This window comes from Flavobacterium anhuiense, from assembly GCF_900101855.1.
GTDB classification, from domain to species: domain Bacteria; phylum Bacteroidota; class Bacteroidia; order Flavobacteriales; family Flavobacteriaceae; genus Flavobacterium; species Flavobacterium anhuiense.
In genome coordinates this window covers 402,326-426,249 of record NZ_FMVC01000005.1, presented here as the reverse complement: position 1 = coordinate 426,249, position 23,924 = coordinate 402,326, and the positions used below count along the sequence as shown (strand labels likewise).

Below are 23,924 nucleotides of genomic sequence, written 5' to 3'. Positions count from 1 at the left end.
TAGTAATGACTATTAAAAGTAAGAAATATTGAAGAAAAACAAAGCTTTTGCATTAGAAAAAACAGAAACCACCAACAATTGATCTTTCATTATTCTTTAATTTATACGCAAAAACCTTTATCCGATTTTGAAAGAGCAATTCTTGAGCTTTTCACAAATTCAATTAATCCTAACGGCTTTAATTTTTCAGTCAAATATACTATTTCGTCATCTGTTCCTGTGGCTTGCAATACAGTATACTCTTTTTGAATTTCTGAAATTTTAAGGTCATTTTCTTTAAATAATACTTCCGTTTCTGGGTCTTGCATAACTAATGCCGTAGGAATTTTAAATAATGCGGTTTGTTTAAAAACAATCTCTTCATTCAACGAATAATAACATTTATAAACTTCAATGACTTTCTCTATTTGCGAAGTTAAATTGATGACTAAATCCAATGTTTCATTTATTACGATGGTATGTCTATACATATTTTCTATTTCGCAAATAGACATATTAAGGCTCAAAATCTGAATTTGTTTTCTTAAAAACATGCTAGATAATTTGCTTATTAATCTGATTTGATCTTCTGAATAAATGGTTAGAGTAAATTCGTTTTTCATTGTTGATTTTTATTTGTGTTTGAATGAGCTGCTGAGAAATAAAAAAGCCTTTCACATTTTGACTGAGAAAGGCTTTTTTTGATAGACAATAGAATCCTGACTCGTCATGTGATACGAATAATGATAATTGAAATAATAATGCTATTCTGAATTGAATTTTTCATGCTTGCTGTAAACAAAAAAACCTCCCGCTAAGGGGAGGTTTTTCTAAATTGTATTTTTACTATTTATATAACATCCCTTCACCACTATCGAATGATAATAATGATAATAATAACCGCGATGTTAATGATGTTTCTCATTTTTTTGATCTGCTGCGCAAATATATTGATATTTTTTAATCTGCAAACTATTATTCTAACAAACAAAAATCCGTTTCTCAGAACGGATTTTTTTGCTGTATAAATTTAAGGTATTAAAACAGCTCTGCCTTTTATTTTACCTTGTCTCATTCGTTCGTAAACTTCGTTGGCATCATCAAGTTTATGTTTTTCAATTTCGATATGAATTTTCTTTTGTCTTGCCAGACCCACCACTTCCATCAATTCTGTCCTTGATCCCCAATAAGGATTAGTCATGCTTACGCCAAAAGGCAAACCATTCATGCTGTATTGATAATGTCCTCCGCCAAGACCAACAATGGTAAGATCTCCGTCAAGACTCACTACTTTTGTTCCCAAATCTATGGTAGAAGTTGCTCCTACGAAGTCTAGAACAACTTTAGCTTTTTTGATTCCCGTGATTTTCTGGATTTGTTCTGCCGCATCAGCATCTTTAGAATTAATTACATAAGCTGCGCCCAATTGTTTAGCAAAAGCCAATTTATCTTCTGTTACATCGCAAGCAATAATTTCGGCTCCGCTTATTTCTCGTAATATCTGTAAAGCAACATGACCTAATCCCCCAACGCCAATTACTACCACATATTCGTCAGCCATTAATTTAGGAAGAGAACGTTTTATCGCAGAATAAGGTGTAAGGGCAGCGTCTGTTAACGGCGCTGCAATAACAGGATCTAAGTCAAATATGGGCACTAAAAGTCTAGAAGATGGCACGAGCATATAGTCGGCCATACCGCCGTCCAGTCCTAGTCCGCCACCATATGCTTGTTCAGATTGATGATCACAATAATTTTCTTTGGACTGCTGGCAAGGTTTGCAATGTCCGCATCCCCACGGACCGTAAACTAAAACTGCATCTCCTTTTTTATAACCTTCAACATTCTCCCCAACTTCTTCGATCCATCCAGCATTTTCATGTCCCAACGTAAAAACGGTTCCCACAACGGTCCCTTCATCTATAATATGCAGATCGGAGTGGCAGACTCCAGCTCCGCCGATCTTTAACAAAACTTCATCACCTTTAGGAACAGGTCTTTCAATATCATTAACAACGCGGACATCTTTGTGTCCAAAAAAACGTACTGCTTTCATAAAATAAACTTTTAATTACTATTCTACTAATTTACAACTTGTATCTTTTATAAGTTTTATCAGACAAGTTAAGTTTATCCTAATTTATAGCCAATAACAGGCTTTTATATTGTAAGCGGTAATAATTGGGGTAAGCAAAAAATGTAAAATCTAATGTGTTGATATAAAAAAGAGAGCCTAGGCTCTCTTTTTATTTATATTTTGCTGATTCTATTTAATAATAAACAGACAATAAGATTTTAGAATTTGAACTTTCTATATATTTTGAAAGTCTAGTTAAAAATTCTTGATTAACCATTGGACAACCGTGACTGTTAATGATATAATACTCTTTTTCATCAGATGGGACTTCTTTATAAGAATGCAATACAATGGCACGTTTCATGGCATTATTATTCGTTTCGTCTAATCCCGCCAATCTGAAAGCTTTTCCGAACACACCTTTATATGGTTTTTCTACAGAGTATCTTCCAAGTGAAGTGCAGTTAGATTCTGGAGCATTACTAAATTGTAAGATGTCTCCTTTTATTCCAGTTTCAGAGCCTTTTCCGTGTGCCACTAAACCTTGATCGAGAATTTGATTATTTTGAAGATCGTAAACAAAAAAGCGATTTCTCCCAGATTTAATTTTCATGTCCACAAGAAAAGCAATTTTATTGTTATACTTGTGATTTGATGCTGTAAAAGCCTTTATTTCATTTACGTGCTCATTGAGTCTCGCAAATTCAACTTCATCTAAAATTTCATCTTCGTCCCACATACTTAATGAGGTAAACGAACTTAAGGAAAAAAGCAGTGCCAATAAAAATACTCTCATACCAGGCAAAATGTTAAGTTAATAGTTATGACTTGGGGTCATTGATAATTTTTTCTGTTGCAAAATTATACACAAATCTTATACAATTCCCATATCATAAGTTAAAGATATTATAAATATCTGAAAACTACAATATTATATGTTAAAATTCGATTAACAGACCACATTTCATGCTAAAACGTGTTAATATTATCTCAATGTAACTTTCTTTCTTCAAATTTATTGCGAATAAGCCTTAAAAAAAATCTGTTATGGAAAGCCACTTGACAGAAATTATTAGAAACATAAACGCAATTAGTAATTTTTTTGAGCCTTCTAATCCAGCCATTTTTTTAATGTATCCATAATCAGTTTTTGATCATTTTTAGGAAAATTTTTGACTCTGGTTGAATGACTTCCTTCTGGAAGCACCATTTTTAAAGCGTCAACATTAGGCTTCGGAGTTGGAGAACACGAAAACCAAGTATCATAGCCTCCATAAATGTAAAGTATTTTATCGCCTTTGTTTTCAACATATTTGCGCACTTTCTTAATATACTTTGGATTATATTTTATTGTAACGTCTTTTGGTGCAAATCGTGCATTAGAACTGCTTTTGACAATAGTTAACAAATCGGCAACAGGTTCAAGATCAAAACCATAATAACCTAATTCGCTTAAATGCTGATAATAAGACGGCAGATAGACAAATGACATTTTATCATTGTAAGTCCCTACTCCAACAATATTATTTAAATAATCGAAAAGTTCTTTTGCAGAGGCATTTATTGGCGGAATTTCGTCGCATTTTCCTCCCCATTGCCAAAACGAAAAAGGAAATTCTAAAACAGCATATTCCAAAGCTTCCGCAAAAGGAACTTCTGTAAACTGCATCTTTTTCTCAGCTGAAAAGCCTTTAAAAACGTCTAAGACAGCTTCTCTATTTTGCAAGACAGCTCTTTGAAACGCTGTTATTTTTGCTCTGCACTCTGGCGTTCCAACCGTTCTTGTGTGCTCTATAGTTCTCGGATCTTCACAGGTATTAATTAGCGGTGCAACATACGGCATTGCCACATCAACATCGTTTGGATAGATTGATTTATAAATTAAAGCCGTTTCTCCTCCTTTACTGATTCCAGTTGAAATCCATTTTCCCGAGTATATTTTTTTTAGTTTAGTAACAATGTTATGATAATCTTCAATAGCTTGATCATTAGTTAAATATTCCCATTGAATCGGATTTGGCCTTGATTTTCCGTAAAAACGATATTCAACAGCAACCTGATTGGCCTGTAATAAACTGCTCACTTCGCTTTTAATATTTTCTGTATTATAACCATGAGTCTCAATTACAGTCGGTCTGTCGTAACCTAAATGTGACAAATAAATATAATGCTGAAAAGTGCCTTTTTCTGGGTGTTTATGATCAAGAGGTTCGTCTAAAATAAGCTGATACGATTCGGTATAATTTTCTAAGTTATCGATTCGCGTTATAATGGCTTTTGGAAATAATTCGGTTAGTTTTTGCTGTAGATTTAGTGAAGATTCTTGAGCAGAAACTTCAAAATAGTTCAAGCAAAGAAGGAACAGCGTAATAATAAAGGATTTTGGGTTCATTTTTAATCTTGTTATTTGAGTTTTTAAAAGTAAGTGCAATACAAAGCAGTAACTGATACTATATTACCCTTAAAATGTAATATTTTATCTAGTTTACATTAACATAGAACAAAATCCAAATAATGCTTTACTTTTATTGAAAAATTGAACTTTATATCAGTTTAACGAATTACGGTGCATTAAATAATAACTTTAAAAAAATAAAAAATGGCAATTGGAGTTGGCGGATCAACTGTAGACATCGAATTAGAAAAAATACAAAACATGACGCTTGGTGTTGTGCCAATCGAACTACCTGAGTATAAACAGCGTATTAAAAAAGCGGTTTCTTTAATGAAAGAACTCAATTGTAAAGCGCTTTATGTAAATGCTGGAACCAATCTGTATTATTTTACAGGAACAAAATGGAATCCGTCTGAGCGTATGGTTGGCGCTCTAATTTTTGAAGATGAAACAGTTGAATATATTGTTCCGAAATTTGAAGAAGGAACTTTTAAAACTTTCATGAAAATCGAAGGAAATTTAAATTTCTGGGAAGAACATGAAAGCCCTTCTGAATTGTTTGGAAATATCCTAAAAAACAAAAATAGTATTGAAGGCAATATCGCGCTGGATGAATCGGCTGCTTTTTTTCTAATTGATGCCATCTCAAAAGCAAATACAAATTTCAGTTTTGTAAACGCTCAACCTATAACTGCAGGTTGTAGAATGCATAAATCGGTTAATGAAATTGCTATCATTCAGAGAGCAAAAGATATAACCTTGACTGTTCAAAAAGCAGCGGCTCGCATTTTGCATCCAGGAATTCCAGTAAGTACAGTTGTCGATTTCATACATAAGGCACATATTAAAGCTGGTATTGCATCGGGTTCTTATTTCTGTATTGTTCTTTTTGGAGAAGATTCGCAATATCCGCATGGAGTTACAGCTCCTCAAAATTTAGTTGATAATGATGTGGTTTTAATTGATACCGGATGCCGTTTGGAAGGTTATTTGTCTGATATCACTAGAACTTATGTATACGGAACTCCAAGTGAGGAACACAGAAAAATATGGAATCTTGAAAAAGCAACTCAAAAAGCAGCCTTCGATGCTGCGCAAATTGGAGCAACATGCGGATCTGTAGATGATGCCGCACGTAAAGTCCTAGCAGAAGCGGGTTTAAGCGGTGATTATGAAATTCCAGGTTTGCCACATCGTGTAGGTCATGGTACAGGTTTAGATATTCATGAATATCCTTATTTAGTAAGAGGCAATCAAACCATTTTAAAAGAAGGAATGGTGGTTAGTAATGAACCTATGATCTGTATGCCGGGTCAATTTGGTATTCGTCATGAAGATCATTTTTACATGACAGCTGAAGGTCCAAAATGGTTTACGGAGCCAATGCAGAGTATTGATAATCCGTTTGGATTAGAGGTTTAAAATAATTCTCGTTTAATAAACAAGAGACTGTCTCAAAAGTTTTCGAGACAGCCTCAATTGTTTTTATTTATACGCATTTATATTCAAATATAGCTCGTGGTTTCAACCACGGGGACATGCGTAGGAAATTCATTGCGTTCCCGTGGTTGAAACCACGGGCTATATTTCGAGCTTCTGGGCAGAATTAAAGAGGCAAGTGCAGTCTAAAAGCCAAAATAACCTCTTTTTTATTCCGGTAGCTCCAGAGGAGTGGCATATTCATTTCCAAAAGAATCAAAAAAAAATATGGCTGTCTACAAAATAGACAGCCATATTCATTTAACTAAATTAACTTATTACTCAACCAATAATTTTTTCTTTTCTACAAATTTTCCATCTGTAGCGACAACAATATAAACTCCTTTATTTAAATATTTAAGAGAATAAACCGTTGTATTATGAACTGTATCTACCAAATGGCCTGTACTATTGTAAATTGACACTTTTACTTTATTGACATCAATGTTATCAAAAGTAAAGTTCACAACGTCTGACGCTGGATTTGGATACATTGTAAATGCTTTCGCCGTATTTGTATTTATGCCTGGCAAACCAGTGCTTCCAGATTGTAAATCGATTGTATGAGAAGCGCTCCATTCGCTAAAAGCCGTTCCATTTATTGCTCTTACTCTAAATTCATATACAGTTTGAGTTCCTTGTTTCGGAATCCATAAATAATATGTTGTAGAAGTTCCTGCCGCTGTCCAACCTGACGAAGTATTTAATTGCACTTCATAAGACGCAGCATCTGTTGACGTTGCCCAAGAAGCATAAAATCCTGACGAATATACTCCTGCGTTTCCAAGATTAGCAGGAATTGTCAAAGTTGCTGGATTTGGTGGAACAGATGTTCCTGCTTGAACAGTATAATCTTCAATTTCTCCATCCCCAAGATTTCCGCATGTTGAAGACGGATTAGCATTATATTTCATCACCACTCTCATTCTGGTAGTTCCTGTAAATGATTGAGGCGTAAAACTTGCTGTAACCGCACCATTAGATGAAATATTATTAATCACTTTTTCAGATGCTTCAAACTGATTGTTTTTATTGTAATCGATCCAAACTCCCCAATATTCGGTGTAAGCAGAACCTGTAAAACCTGGAGTTAAAGTAACGCTTGTATTTGCATTCGGATTCAGCGTAATCACTTTAGAAGTATAATCGGCATAACCGTTTGTTTCTTTTCCAGATGTATTTACAAAACTTCCTACTGCTACAGAACTTATGTATTCGTAACCGTTTGTTCCTTGCGCAGTGCACGGTGGAGCAACCGGAATTGTTACAGAAACCACATTAGAATACGCAGAATAATCAGTTCCAGATTTTGCTCTTGCTCTATATTTATAAGTGTTTCCAGCTGTTAAACCTGTATTGGTATAAGTTGATGCAGTGTTAGCTAACGTAGCAATTTCTGCATAAACATCATCTGCTCCCGCTCTCTCTATAATCACATTTGAAGCATTCGTAGCATTATTAGTCCAATTAAGAACGGTTTCTAAATTTGCTGCATTGGCTGTTGCCGTTAAATTTGTTGGCGCAAATACTATATTGGTAGTTTGTACTCCTGCTAAAATAGGTTCGTTTGGTTTGGTGTTATAAGCAAAATCCAAAACGGTATATCCTACTCCACCAGCTTCCACTTTTACGTGCATCCATCCGTAGCAAGTACGCCCTCTGCTTGTATATTCAAAACCAATATATCCTGTTTTATTATCCCAAGCTGTATAAGAAGCAGTTCTTAAATCTAATTGATTTGGATATGCCCCTGGCGCTGCAAAATTACTTGAAGCTCCAATTGAAGTACCTTGTGATAAGAATGATATATTTCTCGTTCCAGCTTCAGAAACTAATCTTTTTCCGTAGGTCTCCATTTTTAAAGCCGCTGCGGCATATTGCCAAGCTCCATACTCAGTATTATCTCCAATACCCAAATCAAAATATTGCCAAGTAGATGCTGCATTGGCCGTGTAATCTGGATTGTTCACATAAAACACTCCATAAGGCGCGTCAAATTTCAAATTGATTGTTTTACTCGCGGTATCCAAAGTAGCTATTCCGCCAGTAATTGCTGCATCTTTAAACGTAACTGTAACAACAGCATCGTTTGTTGTATTGTGTGCAGTAGCTTTTCCTGTAAAAGAAAGTACTGTTTTAGTATTGCTTTCAAGAGTTAAAACTGCAGTTAAACCAGCTGGAACGCCAGTAATAGTATAATCAGTTCCTGCTGTAAAAGTACCGTTGCTTTTTGTGAATGTACCATTATTAGTACTCAAAGCGATTGTCGCAGTTGATGTTATGCTTCCATCATTTACTTCAGCTTCATACAATGTATCCGGAGATAAAGTTGTAGCTGTTTTATCAGTCATTCCCGTATAAATTGGAGTATTTGGCTTTGTATTATAAGCATATTCCAAAATTGTATAACCATCTCCATCCGCATTTACTTTTACCTTAAACCATCCGTAACAAGTAAGACCATCCATTAAGTAATCAAATCCTACGTAACCTGTTTTTCCGTCCCAAGCGGTATAACTCGCTGTTCTTAAATCTAACTGATTTGGATATGCACCCGGAGCAGTCATATTGCTTGTTGGACCAACGGCTGTGTTTGAATTTAATAAAGAAATATTTCTAGTGCCTGTTTCGCAAACTAATCTCTTGGCATAAGTTTCAATTTTTAAAGCATTTGCAGCATAACGCCAACCTCCAAACGCACGATCATCTCCTTTTGCAATTTCAAAATATTTCCATGTCAATGCCGACGAAACCGTCACATCTGGCATGTCGACAAAAAAGATTCCGTATGGATCTGAAAATTTAAAATTGAAAAATAAAGAAGTACATGATAAATCAGCTGTTCCTCCTGTAAATACGGCCGGTAAGAAACTAATTCCGCCTGAAGTATTATTGCTTAATGCATGATTCGTTGCTTTTCCTGTTAATGTAACCGTAATTTGATTATTAGAATTTACAGTAAGTACAGGTGTAATTCCTGCTGGGAAAGTATGAGTGAAATGAGTTCCTGCTGTTAATGTTCCAGAAGAAACAGCAAAAGTTTTAGCTCCGTTTAGTTTGATAATTGATGAAGTGTCAAAAGAACCATCGTTTATAATTGCTTCTTTAAAAACTGTAGCCGAAGCAGTAAGCGTGCTTCCTGTAGCATTTACGCCAGTATCAATTAAGTTTTGCGCCTGCCAAAGTGATTTTCTCGCAGGATGTTCTAAAGCAGCCAACATTCTATCAATCTGACCTTGAGTATACATTTTGTAGCAGCCTTGCGCTCCATTGTACCCCATGTAGTTTTCGAAATTTACTTTGTCTCCGCTGCAATTTGTTCCTGGAGTACAGCCTAAGGTATGTTTTCCGTCTTCCGCTGGAGTATCAGCAACTTCATCAGTTCCAGTACATCCTCCTTCAAAAGTATGAATCAGATTGAGAAAATGTCCGAATTCGTGGGTAAGTGTTGCGGAGAATTCTTTACTATAAGAGTTGTCATATAAATAAGCTCCGTTAAAAACAACACGAGCTGTATTGTTTGCCGTCATATCTGAATTAGGATACCATGCCACTCCCGAATTATTTGTCGCTCCGTCATTGTACAAATCATTCTGAATATAAACATTCATGTATTTGGTATTGTCCCAAGCGTCGGCAGCAATTTGGTCATCATAGCCTCCGCCATTTCCGTAACCATTTTTAGTTGGATGAAAAACAACTCCTGTTGTACAACCACCGTTCGGATCTTTTTTAGCAAGTTTAAATTCTATATTTAAAGTTCCGCGTCGAGGTTGAAAAAAGGATTCAACTGTTTGATAATCGGCATTACGACCATTAAAATCATCATTAAGCTGAGCTAGGTGATTTACGATTTTTTCGTACGTAACTGTTTTTCCGCTTTGTACATCACCATAAATATGAAATACTACTGGAATTGTGTAAGTAGTTGCAGCTGTTTTTGCTGTTGAAGATTTGCGCTGGGCCGCAAAATTTTTACTGAAAACATCAAAGTTCTTTTTCTCTTGAAGTGCATGTGGATTATTCCGATACACTTTTTCATTTTCTTCGCTTGTTCTACAAGGCAAACCCTGTGCACTAACTTTCAATGAGCTGAAAATCAGAAAGCAGATTAGTAATTTTAATTTCATTTGTTTAGGTTTTTTAATTAGTAATAATCAAAATTACCGCACAAGCTTTTATCTTTCTGATAGTATTTTAATCAGAATTAATACATAATTATCATATTTTTAACCTTAAAAAAACACATAATTAAAAAACATTCATAATAAAACACTAAAAACAAACCTTACAAAACATACTAAAAAACATCAGTCTACCCTTGTAAATACTGTTAAAAACAAAAAAACCAGCGCTTAGAAAGTGCTGGTCTCAAAAAAACAAATTAAACTAACTCAAAATTAAAATTTGTCCCAAAAAATCTTCGTTGTCATTAAATCTCCTCCTATTGCTGCTGAAGCTGCTTCATAATTTGCCGTGTTCAGCGTTTTGTCAGATGTTGAATAAATATTTCTAACAGGAACTTTTCCTTCAGCTTCTTGCACAGCTGTTGAAGGCGCTACCAATATTGGATAATCTAACCTTCTGTATTCTGTCCATGCTTCAAAACCGCGATTGTAGTAAGCGATCCAAAGCTGGTAAGCAATTTTTTGTTTGTCTGTTCCTGAAGCTGTAGCAAAAGCAACATCAGGACGTGCAAGATAAGTTTGAGCATTAGCATCAGAAACTCCCCAAAATTTCATGCTTGCTTCTATCCCTTTAGTATAATATGTTGCAGCATCAGCTCCAACGTTAAAGCCTCGGCTTGCCGCATCTGCCAGTAAAAAACAAGTTTCGGTATAATCGAATATTACTCCTGGATTTGTTTTCTGTCTTAATCTTGCACCAGTATTTGAATAATCTGCATAATTAACCTGTTTTGCGTAAGGAGCTCCTTTATATTGCCCGTTTACCTTTGAATTCGGATTGAAGAAAAAATCGCGTCTCGGATCTTCTTTACCATTTAATTCATTTACAAAAAATTCAGCAATATTAATCTGGCTTTCGTTTACCAAACTGTCATACAACGGATTCATATCTGTTATTGAAGAAAAGTACTGAAACAACGCCGTATCAGCCTCTGTCGTCATAACTCCTGAATTAAAAGCACTTTCAACCATTGCTTTTGCCTTTACAGCATCAACATCCGCAAGATGCAAGCCCATTTTTAGTTTTACGCTATTGGCTAATGTTTTCCATTTTGCCACATTTCCGTGAAAAATTAAATCGGCATTTCCAAAACTTCCATTTTCATCATTTAGAGCCGCAATAGCAGCATCCAAACGAGAAGCCAAATCAAAATAGATTGTTTTTGCATCGTCATATTTTGGAAGCGGAAATTTTTTAATATCTAACGCTTCGGAATATGCAACATTCCCAAACAAATCTACTAGGGTTTGATAAGCCATTACAATTTGCACTTCTAAAATAGCAAGCTGATTTTTCTTAATGCCTTCTTCAATTGGCCCTAATACTTTTGTGTTTTGAATTTGTTTTTGTGCATTTACTAGATCTTGAAGCACATCACGGTATAACAGTACAGCATGCGAACTTCCTAAATTTCTTTTCGCCTGATTATAATTGGCTTCATCCGTATACGTTGATGTAGACCAATGCTGTGCATAGGCTCTAAAATTGTTTGAATTTACCGAAGCATTGGTTAGAAAGTAAGCATAATTAACCTGTGCATTAGTCATCAACGCACTTGGCAAAGCGGTTTCATAAGCCTTTTCATTTTTGTTCATGTCATCTAAGTTATCACACGAAGCTGCTGCACACAAAACTGCTCCTGCAAAAAATATTGTTTTTATAATTCTCATGTTTTATTATTTTTAGAATTGAACTTTCATGGTAAAACTGTACTCCTTTGTAGTTGGCAGTACTCCAGTCTGGAAACCTTGTAAATTACCCGAAGATGCTCCTGCCTCAGGATCTGCGTATGGCAGGTTTTTATGGATGATCCAAAGATTGCTTCCGTTTAAAGCAAAAACCATATTGCTGATGAATGTGTTTTCTAAAAATCTTTTTGGCAGTTTATAGCTCAAACCTATTTCGCGAAGTTTTACATAAGATGCATCATATACATATTGCTGCTGTGGCATAGAATTATAAAAATAATATCCATCAGTTCCAGTTACACTAGCTGTAACATTATTTGGCGTTCCGTCTTGTTTTACACCGTCCAACAATATACCACCGCCTTGAGTAACTGGTTCACGCTGAGGAACTCCATTATGGTTATTGCTTACTGTACTTTCGTAAATTCCAGTTGTATGTCCGTATTGCTGATCTAGAGAATACACATCTCCACCTTTTTTCACATCAATTAAAAAGTTGAAAGCAATGTTTTTGTACGTCAAAACGTTATTGAAACCGCCAATCCAATCTGGAGCTACATTTCCGATCACAACTCCTGCACTTTGTAGATATCTTCCATTAGAACGAATTACTTTTTCTCCGTTTAAATAAGTATATCCAGAACCAACTAACTGCCCTACTGGTTTCCCTACTTCAGCCACATAATTTACTCCTTGAAATGATCCTAATGAAATCTGACTTGCTCCACCTAAAGAGATTACTTCATTTTTATTGGTTGACCAGTTTACTGTAGCTTGCCATGAGAAATCTTTAGTTTTTATAGGAGTAGCATTTACTGTAACCTCAAATCCTTTATTTTGAACATCTCCACCATTAATCCAAGCTCTTGTATATCCTGTTTGTGTTGGAGTTTCGATAGAAAGAATCTGGTTTGTTGTATTGGTTTTATAATATGAAAAATCAACGCCTAACCTGTTTTTGAAGAACTTAAGTTCAAGACCTGCTTCAACTCCTTTTGTCAACTCATTTTTTAAATCAGAATTGCTTCTGCTGTTATCTGTAGAAAAACGGATTCCCCCTGGCCCAAAATTGGTATTTTTAGGATAAAGCGTAGAAGTTACCGCAAACGGAGCATCGTTTCCTGTTTCAGCATAATTCAAACGCAGTTTACCAAATGAAAGCCAATCTGCTTTAATATGATTGCTAAAAATATAAGTCGCTGTAATCGATGGGTAAGAATAGGTATCATTATCTTTTGGCAAAGTAGACGATTGATCTATTCTATAAGTCCCTTCAAGAAAATACGTATCTAAGAAATTAAAACTTGCCATACCGTAAACACTATTGGTTCCCAATGTCTGCTGCATTTCGTCAGGACTGTTAATTGGGTCAATTGAGTTGGTCAAGGCATAAATCCCCGGCACAACCAATCCGCCATTTGTTACTGCGTAGATAGAATTATTAACAGAACGCCTCGTGTTTCCTCCTAACATACCATTAAAATTGATTCCGTCTGTGATGGTTGTTTTAAAATTCAATACTAAATCTAAATTGATTTCGCGGAAATTTTTATCATATCTAGAATATTGGCCAAGAGCATTTGGTGTTCTTTTAGAACCTACAGCAATACGCTCTTCCTGCAATTGATGGTAAAAATCTACTGCACCGCGTCCCATAATATCAAACCAATTGGTAACTTCTGTTTTTACCACAACATTACCGAAGAAGCGATCTCTTTTTAATGAATTGTAGTTATTATAACGTTGAAAATAAGGATTATCGTGAAACTGAACTGCTAGATTGTCTGGCGAACCAACGTTCCATGTTGTGTTTTTACCTGTTATTTCGTAAGCCTCTTTTAGATCTCCAAAATCAGCATTAGTCGTATACCATTGTCTGACACTGCTCAAATAGTTATTTCCTCCATCTCCGTATCCTGTTTCATTCATTCCAATAGCATTAGATGTCAAATAATTGGCTGAAGTTGAAATTCTGGTTTTAGGTGTAACTTTATAACTTCCAGAAAAATTAAAATTGTCTTTTCTGTTGTTGCTATTAGGAAGAATTCCTTGCTGCTGATTGTAATTTGTATAACCAAATCTAAAGTCTCCCTGATCATTTGCTGCCGAAAAAGAGATACTATTGATATATGTTAAACTGTTTTGATAAAAACTATTTGGATTGTTTTTTACAGCGGTGTAAGGCGTCGCTTTTCCATAAGTTGGCAATTCTGGATAAAACGAATTCCAGTTGTAAACCAACAATGAAGGATCAAATTTTGGTCCCCAAGCCGCGTCATCAGTAGCAGCGTAAGGATGAACTCCACTGCCTAAATCAACTGTACCGTAAAAATCGCCATAACCTCCCCCATATTGGTTTTGATATTCTGGTAAAGTTTTCTTATCTACGACTCCAACATTTACTCCAGAACTAAAATCAAATCCTAATCCTCCTTTTGTTTTGCTTCCTTTTTTAAGGGTTACAATGATAACACCGTTTGATGCTCGAGAACCATATAATGCGGTTGCTGCGGCCCCTTTCAAAACATTCATCGTTTCTATATCATCAGGGTTAATATCTGAAGCGGCATTTCCGTAATCGTAACCTCCTACGTTCCCTCCCGATTTTTGATCTGCAGAATTGGTATTATCATTATTTAATACAATTCCGTCAACAACCCATAAAGCCTGATTGTTTCCTGTTAAGGAAGTTGTACCACGAATGACAACATTGGTAGAACCGCCAATATTATTATTTCTTCTAATTTCAACACCGGCAATTTTTCCAGAAATATTATTCGAAACGTTACCTGTATTTATTTTTGTTAGCTGATCTCCATTTATTTCTTGTGTAGCATAACCCAAAGATTTTTTCTCTCTTTTAAGTCCCAAAGCTGTAACTACAATTTCTTGTAATTGTGTAGAACCTGCAGACATTTTTACGTTTACGTTTTTATCGCGTGCTTGAACTTCTTTAGTCTGCATTCCAATAAAACTAAACACAAGCACAGCATTTGCTTCAGCTTTTATTGAATATTTTCCATCAAAATCAGTCTGAGAGCCATTCTGAGTTCCCTTAACCAGTATGCTTACGCCTGGCAAAGGCACTCCATTCTCATCTGAAACAATTCCTGATACAACCCGATCTTGGGCAAAGGTCAGTTTAGTCAACAGTACAAAAAAGAGCACTGCAATTTTTCTAAAATTAATCTTCAATTTCATAAAATGGTTTTATAATTAATGTGGCAAATATTTTGCTTTTTAGATAATTATTATGATAATATATTACCGAAAAACCTGATTATATTACCCTATAAATAACAATTTCGTAATTACACAATTACTATATTACCTTTTAGAAAAGATTTCAAAATCAAACAATTAACTCATGTCAAAATCAGAAAGCCCAAAAAAAAGAGGAGAATTTCAACTTGATGAAATTCTCCTCTTTTTATAATATATTACTTTTTTTATTTTGCTCCTGGCGAGCAATTTTTTTCTGTATATCTCACAAAAGTATCCATTAAATGTTGCGAGGTTCCTTCGCCTTCATCAATGCTATGCGAACGGTTTGGATAAATCATTAAATCAAACATTTTATCGTACTTCACCAATTCGTTGATTAGGACTTCCGCATTTTTATAGTGTACATTATCATCGCCTGTACCATGAATATAAAGCAGATTTCCTTTTAAGTTCTTAGCATGAGTTACTGGAGAAGCCTGAATATAAGTTGCTTCATTTTCCTCAGGCAATCCCATATAACGTTCTGTATAAATATTATCATAAAAATGCTGGTCTGTTACTGCTGCAATCGCAATTCCCGTTTTATAAATATCTGGGTATTGAAAAATCAAATTTAAAGTTACAGCTCCACCGCCACTCCAACCGTGAATTGCTACACGATCGGCATCAATAAAATCCCATTTTAGAACTTCTTTAGCCGCCATTGCCTGATCGTGCGTATTGATAATTCCGATATTTTTATAAATTGATTTTCTCCACTGTGTTCCTTTCATTGCGGGAGTTCCTCTGTTATCCATAGCAATTCCGATGTATCCTTTCGGAATTAACGCAGCGATAAATTCATTAAAATAAGGGCTGTCATTGGCAACCGTAGCCATTGGTTCTCCATACACATAAAAGAAAACTGGATATTTTTTTGAAGCATCAAAATCTAATGGCTTTGCCATGATTCCGTCAATATCAATGCCATCAACTGTTTTCACTTTAAATTTTTCTAACGAATAATCTCTATGAGGGGCAGCAAAAACATCTGCTTCTTTTGGATAAATCTTTTGATGTCCAGACAAAGCGATCAATCTCTGATTATAATCTCTCGAAATGCTTGCATTGGTATGCTGAGCGTAAGCTGCGTCAGTAGAAAAGATATATCGGTTTGAACCTTCAAAAATAGCTGGTGTTACTCTTTTTGTCTTTTTAGAGTTCAAATTGGTTTCATACAAATAACGCTGTGTGGCATCATCTGGGCTGGCAATAAAATATATTGTTTTTGTTTTTTCGTTATAGGCTTTATAATAAGCATCAAAATTAGTTTTGGTAACCAATTCTTTTGATTTTCCATCCAAACTTATTTTATAAATATGCATCCATCCGTCGGCATCAGAACTCCATAAAAAGGATTTTTCATTATCCACAAATTGACAAGGAAAAATATCATATAGTCCCGAAGAAATATCAAAAACATCTATCCAAAAATTTGATTCTTCTTTGTAAATAACTCTAGCCAATCCTGATTTTGCATTGCAATCATACATCGTAACTTGATTCTGGTTTCGGTTTAATTGAATCACCATAACAGACTCATTATTAATCCATTTCATCCGAACCAAATAATTATTATCTGGCTCTCCCGGAATGTTTAGCCAATTGGTTTGCAAAGAATCAATATTCACAATTCCGATTTTTACAGAAGACGGTTTTTCTCCTGCTTTTGGATATTCTACAGGAATAATTGTCGGATACAACGAATCGGTATTATTAATCATATAATGAAATTTGGTAGACGTTGCATCTACTCTCCAAAAAGCAATGCTTTTTCCATCTGGACTCCATCTAAAACCATCTCTTGCAGCCAGTTCTTCTTCATAAACCCAATCAAAAGTTCCATTGATAATTTTATCTGTTCCGTCTGTTGTTACTGGTGTAATTTTTCCAGAATTCAGATTTTCAACATAAATATTGTGTTTTGAGACATAGGCAACATTTTCATTATCGCTTGAAAATTTAGCAAACATCAATGACGACGCATCCAAGTTTTTGCCTAATTGCTTTCCTTTTCCTGAAGCCAAATCAAAATACCAATAATCGCCTCTGGTATTGTCTCTCCATACTTTTTTAGAATTAGCATAAACCAAAACCTTTGTTTTTAAGTCGTTCCATACTAAATCTTCGATTTCTCCTTTAAATCCAGCTTCTGCTAATTGTTCTTTAGACAAAATCGTGTTTTGCTTATCGAGTTTATCAACATCGTAAACCGACACATTGTTATCTTTGCTTACCCAAAACGAATGAGAATTTGGCAACCAATTTAGATTGTTAATATCAATCTTCTGTGCAAAAACAGAAGTGCATATAAACAAAAGAAACAACAAATACTTTTTCATCTTATTTTTTGTTTTTAATTAAATTTTCAATTTCTGCAATTTCTATTGGCAGTGCTTCACTCAGGTTGATGTTTCCGTCTTCTGTTATCAAGTAATCATTCTCTAAACGGCAACCTATTCCTTCTTCTCTAATGTAAATTCCAGGTTCGCAAGTAAGCACCATTCCCTTTTCAAAAGGTCGTGAATACAAGCCAACATCGTGAACATCCAATCCTAAATGATGCGCTGTTCCGTGCATGAAATATTTCTTGTAAGCAGGTTTTTCTGGATCTTGCGATTTAATTTCTTCTTCTGTAATTAACCCTAACTTTACCAATTCAGCTTCAATTAATTTTGCCATTTGAAGCTCGTAATCTTTCGATAAAACTCCAGGTTTCAGCAATTTTGAACCTTCTTTCAAACAATGTAAAACCGATTCGTAAACCTCTTTTTGTCTAGCACTGAAAGTTCCATTAACCGGAATACATCTTGTAGTATCTGAATTATAGTTGGCATAACAGCTTCCAAAATCCAACAGCACCATTTCATTTTCTCGGCAAATATCATCGTTAGTGTTATAATGCAATGAACAGGCATTTAACCCAGACGCTACAATAGATCTAAATGCTTGTCTCGTTCCTCCGTTTTTTACGGTTGCATATAAAAGTTCGGCTTCTAACTCATACTCTTTAATATTAGGACGAATTGCGCCTAAAACTCTTTGAAAACCTTCAACGCTAATCGCAGTTGCTTTTTTGATTAAATCAACTTCCAAATCTGATTTAATTGGGCGTAATTCGCGGGTTATTTTTGCCGCACGCTCATATTGATGCAATGGATATTTTTCTTTACACCATTTTATCATTCGGTCTTGTCTGGTTTCAATTTCAGCAGTTACCCTTTTGATATGCTCATTGTGACCTAAATAAAAAATATCTGACTCAAAGGCAAACAGTTGTAAAGTCTTTTCAAATTCGTGAAGCCATTTGATATTCTGGATTCCAGAAATAGCGGTAGCCTGTTCTTTGGTTAAAAAATTACCATCCCAAATGAGCGTGTGTTCGTTTGCTTCTTTGACAAAAAGTATAGCTTTGTTTTCTTCTTTAAATGCATCTGGATAAAGCACCAAAATGGTTTCATCCTGATCAATTCCAGAGAGATAAAACAAATCATTGTTTTGCGAAAAGCCCATAACATCATCTGCGTTATTAGGCATTACGTCGTTTGAAGTCAAAATGGCCAAACTGTTCGGCTTCATTTTTTCGGTAAATCTTTTTCGGTTTTCAATAAACAAAGAAACCGGAATCTGGTTGTATCTCATATTTTATATTTGGAATCTGTCAATTGCTACAGAAGTCGGTTTACCAGAAATAATTTCTGTGATAATTTTTCCTGTTGCTGGCGCTAGGCTTAATCCCATCATGGCATGACCTGTTGCTAAGGTCAAATTTACGACTTTTTTGTCTCTAGCGATAATTGGCATTCCAGATGGTGTACATGGGCGGAATCCAAACCAAGTGTCTTCTGCTTTTGGCATTTCCACTTTCATATCAGGATAAAAATCATTAATGCTGTTTATAATTCCTTGAAGTCGGTTTGCGTTTATTCTATTGTCTTTGGTGTGTGTAATTTCCATTGTCCCACCAAATCTTATATCATTTGCCATTGGAGTCACCGCTACTTTTCCTTCACACAAAATAGACGGAATACTAGGCTTTTGAGTCTTATCTTTTAAAGTAAAACTATATCCTTTTCCAGATAAAATAGAAATGGAAATATTAAGTTTTTTAGCCAAAAACGGACTCCAAGATCCTGATGCCAATACCACTTCATCAGCTCTAAAAAGCCCTTTATTGGTTACAATTTTTTCTATTTTACTTCCTTCTAAAACAAAATCTTTGACACTGGTCTTAGAATGAATTTCGACTTTTAAACGAGATAATTCTTCTTTGATAAAAGCCATAAATTTTTGAGGATACAAATGGGCGTCGCTTTTATAATGAACACCTCCAATTACATTAGTATTCGTTCCTTTTTCTAAAAGTGCTACTTGAGATTTGGATAGGTAATCTACTTCTAAACCAAGACGTTCTGCTTCTTTACCTTCGTGGTGCATTTCTTCTTCTACTTTATCGCTTTTATAAAGCATCAAAAGTCCTTTTTCTTCATAAAAAAAAGAATTATTTTCTTTGGCAAAATCCTGATATAATTCTTTGCTCAATAAAGAGAGATCGCGTAAAGCAGGCATTGCTTTTTCTACGTGACGCAAATTGGCATGTTTATAAAACTGCATGCCCCATCTTAATAAATCCTTGCTTAAACGCGGTTTTACATAAAACGGACTACGGCTATCAAACATCCATTTTATTCCTTGTGCAATCATGCCAGGCTGGGCTAACGGAATAATATGTGAAGGCACAATCATACCTGCGTTTCCGTACGAACATCCATTGTCCATATCTGACTCATCATATATGCTTACTTCGTAACCTTCTTTTGCGAGATAATAAGCTGAACATAAGCCAATAATTCCACCGCCAATAACAGCAACTTTTTTCATAAATTTTAATTCGTTAAGAGTTCTTTGAACTACTAATTATATTTTAAATCTGTGGAATGAAATTATATGTTCCATTAAGAATTAAAATTGTAAAAGATGGTTTTAGCTTCAACAACAACCACGTTAATTTGGCTAAAGCCATCCTATTTACAATTTCTAAAATCCCCTAGTTAAAACTAGGGGCTATTCAAAAAAACAATAATTTAATTTGACCAACAGCTTAATTATATTATACACTGATTTTTAAATAACCTGAAATCCAAATGCATATGGATCGTCGCTTTCATCAATTATAATAGTATTATATCCGTACACTTTTGCCCAACCTTGAATGCTTGGAACAATAGCTGGAATATCTCCAATAGAAGTTTCTTCTACCACTTTTCCAATAAACTTACTTCCAATATAACTTTCGTGAATAAACTCTTCTCCTTTTTTTAATTTTCCTTTAGCGTGCAATTGTGCCATTCTAGCCGATGTTCCTGTTCCGCAAGGCGAACGATCTATTGCTTTGTCGCCATAAAAAACAGCATTTCTTCCAGAGGATGTTGAATCTATAGGCGATCCCGTCCATAACATATGTGATACATCTCTAATGGTATCATTTTCTGGATGGATGAAATAATCTGGATATTTTTCATTAATCTTTTTACGTACTTCCTGACTATACTGAACAATTTTGCTTGCTGTAAAGTCCTGAACTCCAGAAAAATTCTTTTGTGGATCGACAATGGCGTAGTAATTTCCTCCGTAAGCTACATCAAAAACAATTTCGCCCAATTCTGGACAATCAATGGTAAGTCCTTCTGCAGCCAGATAAGATTTAACGTTGGTCAGACGTACCCAATCTACTTTTTTGCCAGTCTGCTGATATTCGATATGCACTAAACCTGCTGGTGCTTCCATTTTGATAATTCCGGGAACTTTTGGAGTAACCAAACCTTCTTCGACAGCAATTGTAATAGTTCCAATTGTTCCATGTCCACACATTGGCAGACAGCCTGAAGTTTCTATAAAAAGAATTCCAAAATCATTCTCAGGATTTGTTGGCGGATACAAAATGCTGCCGCTCATCATATCATGCCCTCTAGGCTCAAACATTAATCCTTTACGAATCCAATCATATTCTTTTAAGAAATGCTGCCGTTTTTCGCTCATCGAATCGCCTTGCAAATTAGGTCCTCCGCCAGCAACAACCCTAACTGGATTCCCGCATGTATGAGCATCTACGCAAAAAAAAGTTTTCTTTACCATTTTATATTTGAGATAGTGTTAGTTTATTATTTACGGTACGAACAATCTGCAGCGGATTCTCGTTTTGCAATTCAGCTGGCAGCAAATGATCTGGCCAATTCTGAAAACTTACCGGACGCACCCATCTGTAAACCGCATCGATACCTACCGCAGTATAACGCGAATCTGACGATGCAGGATAAGGCCCGCCGTGAAGCATTGAAGCGCAAACTTCAACCCCTGTAGGCACGCCATTATAGATCAAGCGTCCCACACGATTCTGTAAAGCAGCAATTACTCCTTTATGAGTTTCAATTTCATTTTCCTCACTGATAATTGTTCCTGTAAGCTGTCCTTCCAGCTTAGAAATTACTTCAATTAATTCAGCTTCATTTTCGCATTCAATTAAAATTGAAAAAGGACCAAAAACTTCATTGTGCAATACTTTATTTTTCAAGAACTCTTTTCCGTAAACTTTTAAAACAATAGGGACTCCATGATTTGGTGTTGTCTCTCCTTTGAATTGAGCGATTCTTGAAACTCCGTTCTGCTCTTCTATTTTTGAAATTCCATTATTAAAATCAGCGTAAATAGAAGGATGAAGCATACAACCTGGCTGAATTTTTTCGATTGCCTCATTAAGATTTTCAGCAAAGTCATTCAGTTCTTCTCCCTTTATAGCTAATAATAATCCAGGATTTGTACAAAACTGACCTGCACCTAAAGTGATCGAACTCGCATAAGCTGTCGCCCATTTTTGGCTGTTTTTTTTCAAAGCATTAGGCAGCAGAACAACAGGATTAATACTTCCCATTTCGGCAAATACCGGAATTGGTTCTGGACGCTGTGCCGCTAAATCGCACAAAGCTCGTCCGCCTTTAATACTTCCTGTAAAACCTACTCCTTTTACCAATGGATGTTTAACCAAACTTGTGCCTAGCGTTCTTCCGTCTCCTATAAGGTTAGAAAAAACACCTTCTGGCATGTTAGTTTTCTGAGCCGCTTTTATAATTGCTGAAGCCACCATTTCGCCTGTTCCAATATGCATAGAATGGCTTTTTACAATAACTGGACAACCCGCAGCCAAAGCTGAAGCTGTATCTCCTCCGCTTGTAGAGAATGCAAAAGGAAAATTACTTGATCCAAAAACCACAATTGGCCCTAAAGGTGTTAACATTTTGCGTAAGTCTTCTTTTGGGGCAGGCTGTCTGTCAATTATTGCAGTATCTATTGTCGCTTGTACCCAGCTTCCTTCTGTAAGCATATCGGCAAAAGCTTTCAACTGGCCGATTGTTCTTCCGCGTTCTCCTTCTGCTCTTCCTCTCGGGTAACCCGATTCGGTGCAGTATTGAACTAAAAGATCGTCTCCTAATGCTAAAATTTCATCAGCAATGGCATTTAAAAATTTAGCTTTTTCGATACCAGAATAGTTTTTATAACTCGCAAACGCTTGATTGGCCAAAGTAACTGCCTCTTCAATTTCATCTTGAGTCGCCTCTGTAAAAACCCATGGATTTTCTGTATTCAATATTGGATTAAATGTTTTTAGTGATTTTGTACCGCCTGCTTTTAGCTGGCTTCCTATGTAATTTTTTCCTGTAATCATGATTTTTGTCTTATGAATGAGTGAAGTGCAGTTTTCAGTCGCAGTTTTCAGTCGCAGTTTTCAGTCGCAGTCGCAGTAAACACAGTAACCGAAAACCCTGACTGTAAATGGAAACTGGAAACTGAGACTGCGACTGAAAACTAAAAGCCACAGCCAATCATGCGAATATGCTGTTATAAATTTTTATAGTCTGGCAAAGTTGGTCTAGTGCGTAATCCTTCAGCAATAATGGCTAGCACTCTTTCTCTCTCTGCTCCTTGCAATGGCAATCTTGGCGCACGAACATGTTCTGAACCAATTCCTGTTGCAACTTCTGCTAATTTGATATTCTGAACCAAAAATGCATTAATATCCAATTCTAATAAAGGCAAGAACCATCTGTAGATTTTCAAAGCTTCGTCAAATCTTCCTGCTTTTGCTAATTTGTAAATTGCCACTGTTTCTTCAGGAAAAGCACAAACTAATCCAGAAACCCAACCGTCAGAACCCATAAATAAGCTCTCTAATGCTAATGTGTCAACTCCTGATAATATTTTTAAACGATCTCCAAAACGGTTGATCATTCTGGTAACGTTAGAAATATCTCTAGTTGATTCTTTTACTGCTTGAATGTTATCATATTTCAATAACTCTTCAAACATGCCTAAAGTAACTTCAATTTTATAGTCAACTGGATTGTTGTAAACCATAATAGGAAGCGACGTATTTTTTGCGACTTCACTATAGAAAGTAACCGTTTCAAAATCAGACGCTTTATAACGCATTGGAGGAAGCATCATTAATCCTTTTGCTCCATCTTGTTCAGCTTTATTGGCAGCTAAAATGGCATTTTTTGTAGATTGCTCTGCAATGTTCATAATTACAGGCACTTTATTTTCTGTTAGCGAAACGGTATGTTTTACTAATTCTCTTTTCTCTTCTTCTAAAAGTGTGCTGGCTTCTCCTAAAGTTCCCCCTAAAATAATTCCCGATACTCCAGCATCTAATTGTGCTTTCATATTGACTTCGAACATGTTGAAGTCTAATTTATCATCTGCAGTAAATTTTGTGGTTACCGCCGGCATCACGCCATTCCATTGAATACTCATAATTTTAATTTTTTATTTAAAGCCAAAATTATCTAGAAACCGCAGA

14 protein-coding genes are annotated in these 23,924 nt (G+C 35.5%); 1 reads left to right on the top strand and 13 read right to left on the bottom strand.

Annotated elements, in window-relative coordinates:
- Window positions 1-101 precede the first annotated feature (101 nt).
- From BLP44_RS15570 to BLP44_RS15555, 4 genes are all read right to left on the bottom strand, one after another.
- Entirely contained in the window at window positions 102-602 is a 501-nt protein-coding gene (locus BLP44_RS15570; protein WP_091134327.1) for an acetolactate synthase small subunit, read from the bottom strand.
- Between the two features lie 407 nt (window positions 603-1,009).
- A complete protein-coding gene (locus BLP44_RS15565; protein WP_091134325.1) occupies window positions 1,010-2,035 on the bottom strand; it encodes an NAD(P)-dependent alcohol dehydrogenase in 1,026 nt (341 codons plus the stop codon).
- A 214-nt stretch (window positions 2,036-2,249) separates the two neighbouring features.
- The gene (locus BLP44_RS15560) at window positions 2,250-2,852 is read right to left on the bottom strand and encodes a murein L,D-transpeptidase catalytic domain-containing protein (protein ID WP_162927221.1); all 603 of its coding nucleotides are present in this window, start codon (window positions 2,850-2,852) and stop codon (window positions 2,250-2,252) included.
- 315 nt (window positions 2,853-3,167) lie between these two features.
- Window positions 3,168-4,448, bottom strand: coding sequence for a S28 family serine protease (locus tag BLP44_RS15555; protein ID WP_091134321.1), 1,281 nt, complete (start codon window positions 4,446-4,448; stop codon window positions 3,168-3,170).
- Window positions 4,449-4,655: 207 nt separating this feature from the next.
- Here BLP44_RS15555 and BLP44_RS15550 point away from each other — a divergent pair, with 207 nt between their 5' ends.
- A complete protein-coding gene (locus BLP44_RS15550) occupies window positions 4,656-5,873 on the top strand; it encodes a M24 family metallopeptidase (protein WP_091134319.1) in 1,218 nt (405 codons plus the stop codon).
- A 335-nt stretch (window positions 5,874-6,208) separates the two neighbouring features.
- Here the strand turns inward: BLP44_RS15550 and BLP44_RS15545 are convergent, their stop codons facing one another.
- The 9 genes from BLP44_RS15545 to BLP44_RS15505 form a co-directional block, all read right to left on the bottom strand.
- Window positions 6,209-10,060: a M43 family zinc metalloprotease gene (locus BLP44_RS15545; protein WP_091134317.1), complete on the bottom strand. Its 3,852-nt coding sequence runs from the start codon at window positions 10,058-10,060 to the stop codon at window positions 6,209-6,211.
- 270 nt (window positions 10,061-10,330) lie between these two features.
- Entirely contained in the window at window positions 10,331-11,788 is a 1,458-nt protein-coding gene (locus tag BLP44_RS15540; protein WP_091134314.1) for a SusD/RagB family nutrient-binding outer membrane lipoprotein, read from the bottom strand.
- Window positions 11,789-11,800: 12 nt separating this feature from the next.
- Complete coding sequence (locus tag BLP44_RS15535; RefSeq protein ID WP_091134312.1) at window positions 11,801-15,007, bottom strand: SusC/RagA family TonB-linked outer membrane protein; 3,207 nt, start codon at window positions 15,005-15,007, stop codon at window positions 11,801-11,803.
- A 248-nt stretch (window positions 15,008-15,255) separates the two neighbouring features.
- Window positions 15,256-17,412 (bottom strand): S9 family peptidase, encoded by a 2,157-nt coding sequence (locus BLP44_RS15530; RefSeq protein ID WP_091134310.1) that lies wholly within the window; start codon window positions 17,410-17,412, stop codon window positions 15,256-15,258.
- A gap of 1 nt (window position 17,413) precedes the next feature.
- Window positions 17,414-18,712 carry an aminopeptidase P family protein gene (locus BLP44_RS15525; RefSeq protein ID WP_091134308.1) on the bottom strand — a complete coding sequence of 433 codons (1,299 nt, stop codon included), beginning with the start codon at window positions 18,710-18,712 and terminating at the stop codon, window positions 17,414-17,416.
- 3 nt (window positions 18,713-18,715) lie between these two features.
- Entirely contained in the window at window positions 18,716-19,951 is a 1,236-nt protein-coding gene (locus BLP44_RS15520) for an NAD(P)/FAD-dependent oxidoreductase (RefSeq protein WP_091134306.1), read from the bottom strand.
- A 243-nt stretch (window positions 19,952-20,194) separates the two neighbouring features.
- A complete protein-coding gene (locus tag BLP44_RS15515; protein WP_091134305.1) occupies window positions 20,195-21,205 on the bottom strand; it encodes a 4-hydroxyproline epimerase in 1,011 nt (336 codons plus the stop codon).
- Window position 21,206: 1 nt separating this feature from the next.
- Entirely contained in the window at window positions 21,207-22,790 is a 1,584-nt protein-coding gene (locus BLP44_RS15510) for an aldehyde dehydrogenase (NADP(+)) (protein WP_091134303.1), read from the bottom strand.
- 173 nt (window positions 22,791-22,963) lie between these two features.
- Window positions 22,964-23,878: a dihydrodipicolinate synthase family protein gene (locus BLP44_RS15505; RefSeq protein ID WP_091134300.1), complete on the bottom strand. Its 915-nt coding sequence runs from the start codon at window positions 23,876-23,878 to the stop codon at window positions 22,964-22,966.
- Window positions 23,879-23,924: the final 46 nt, after the last annotated feature.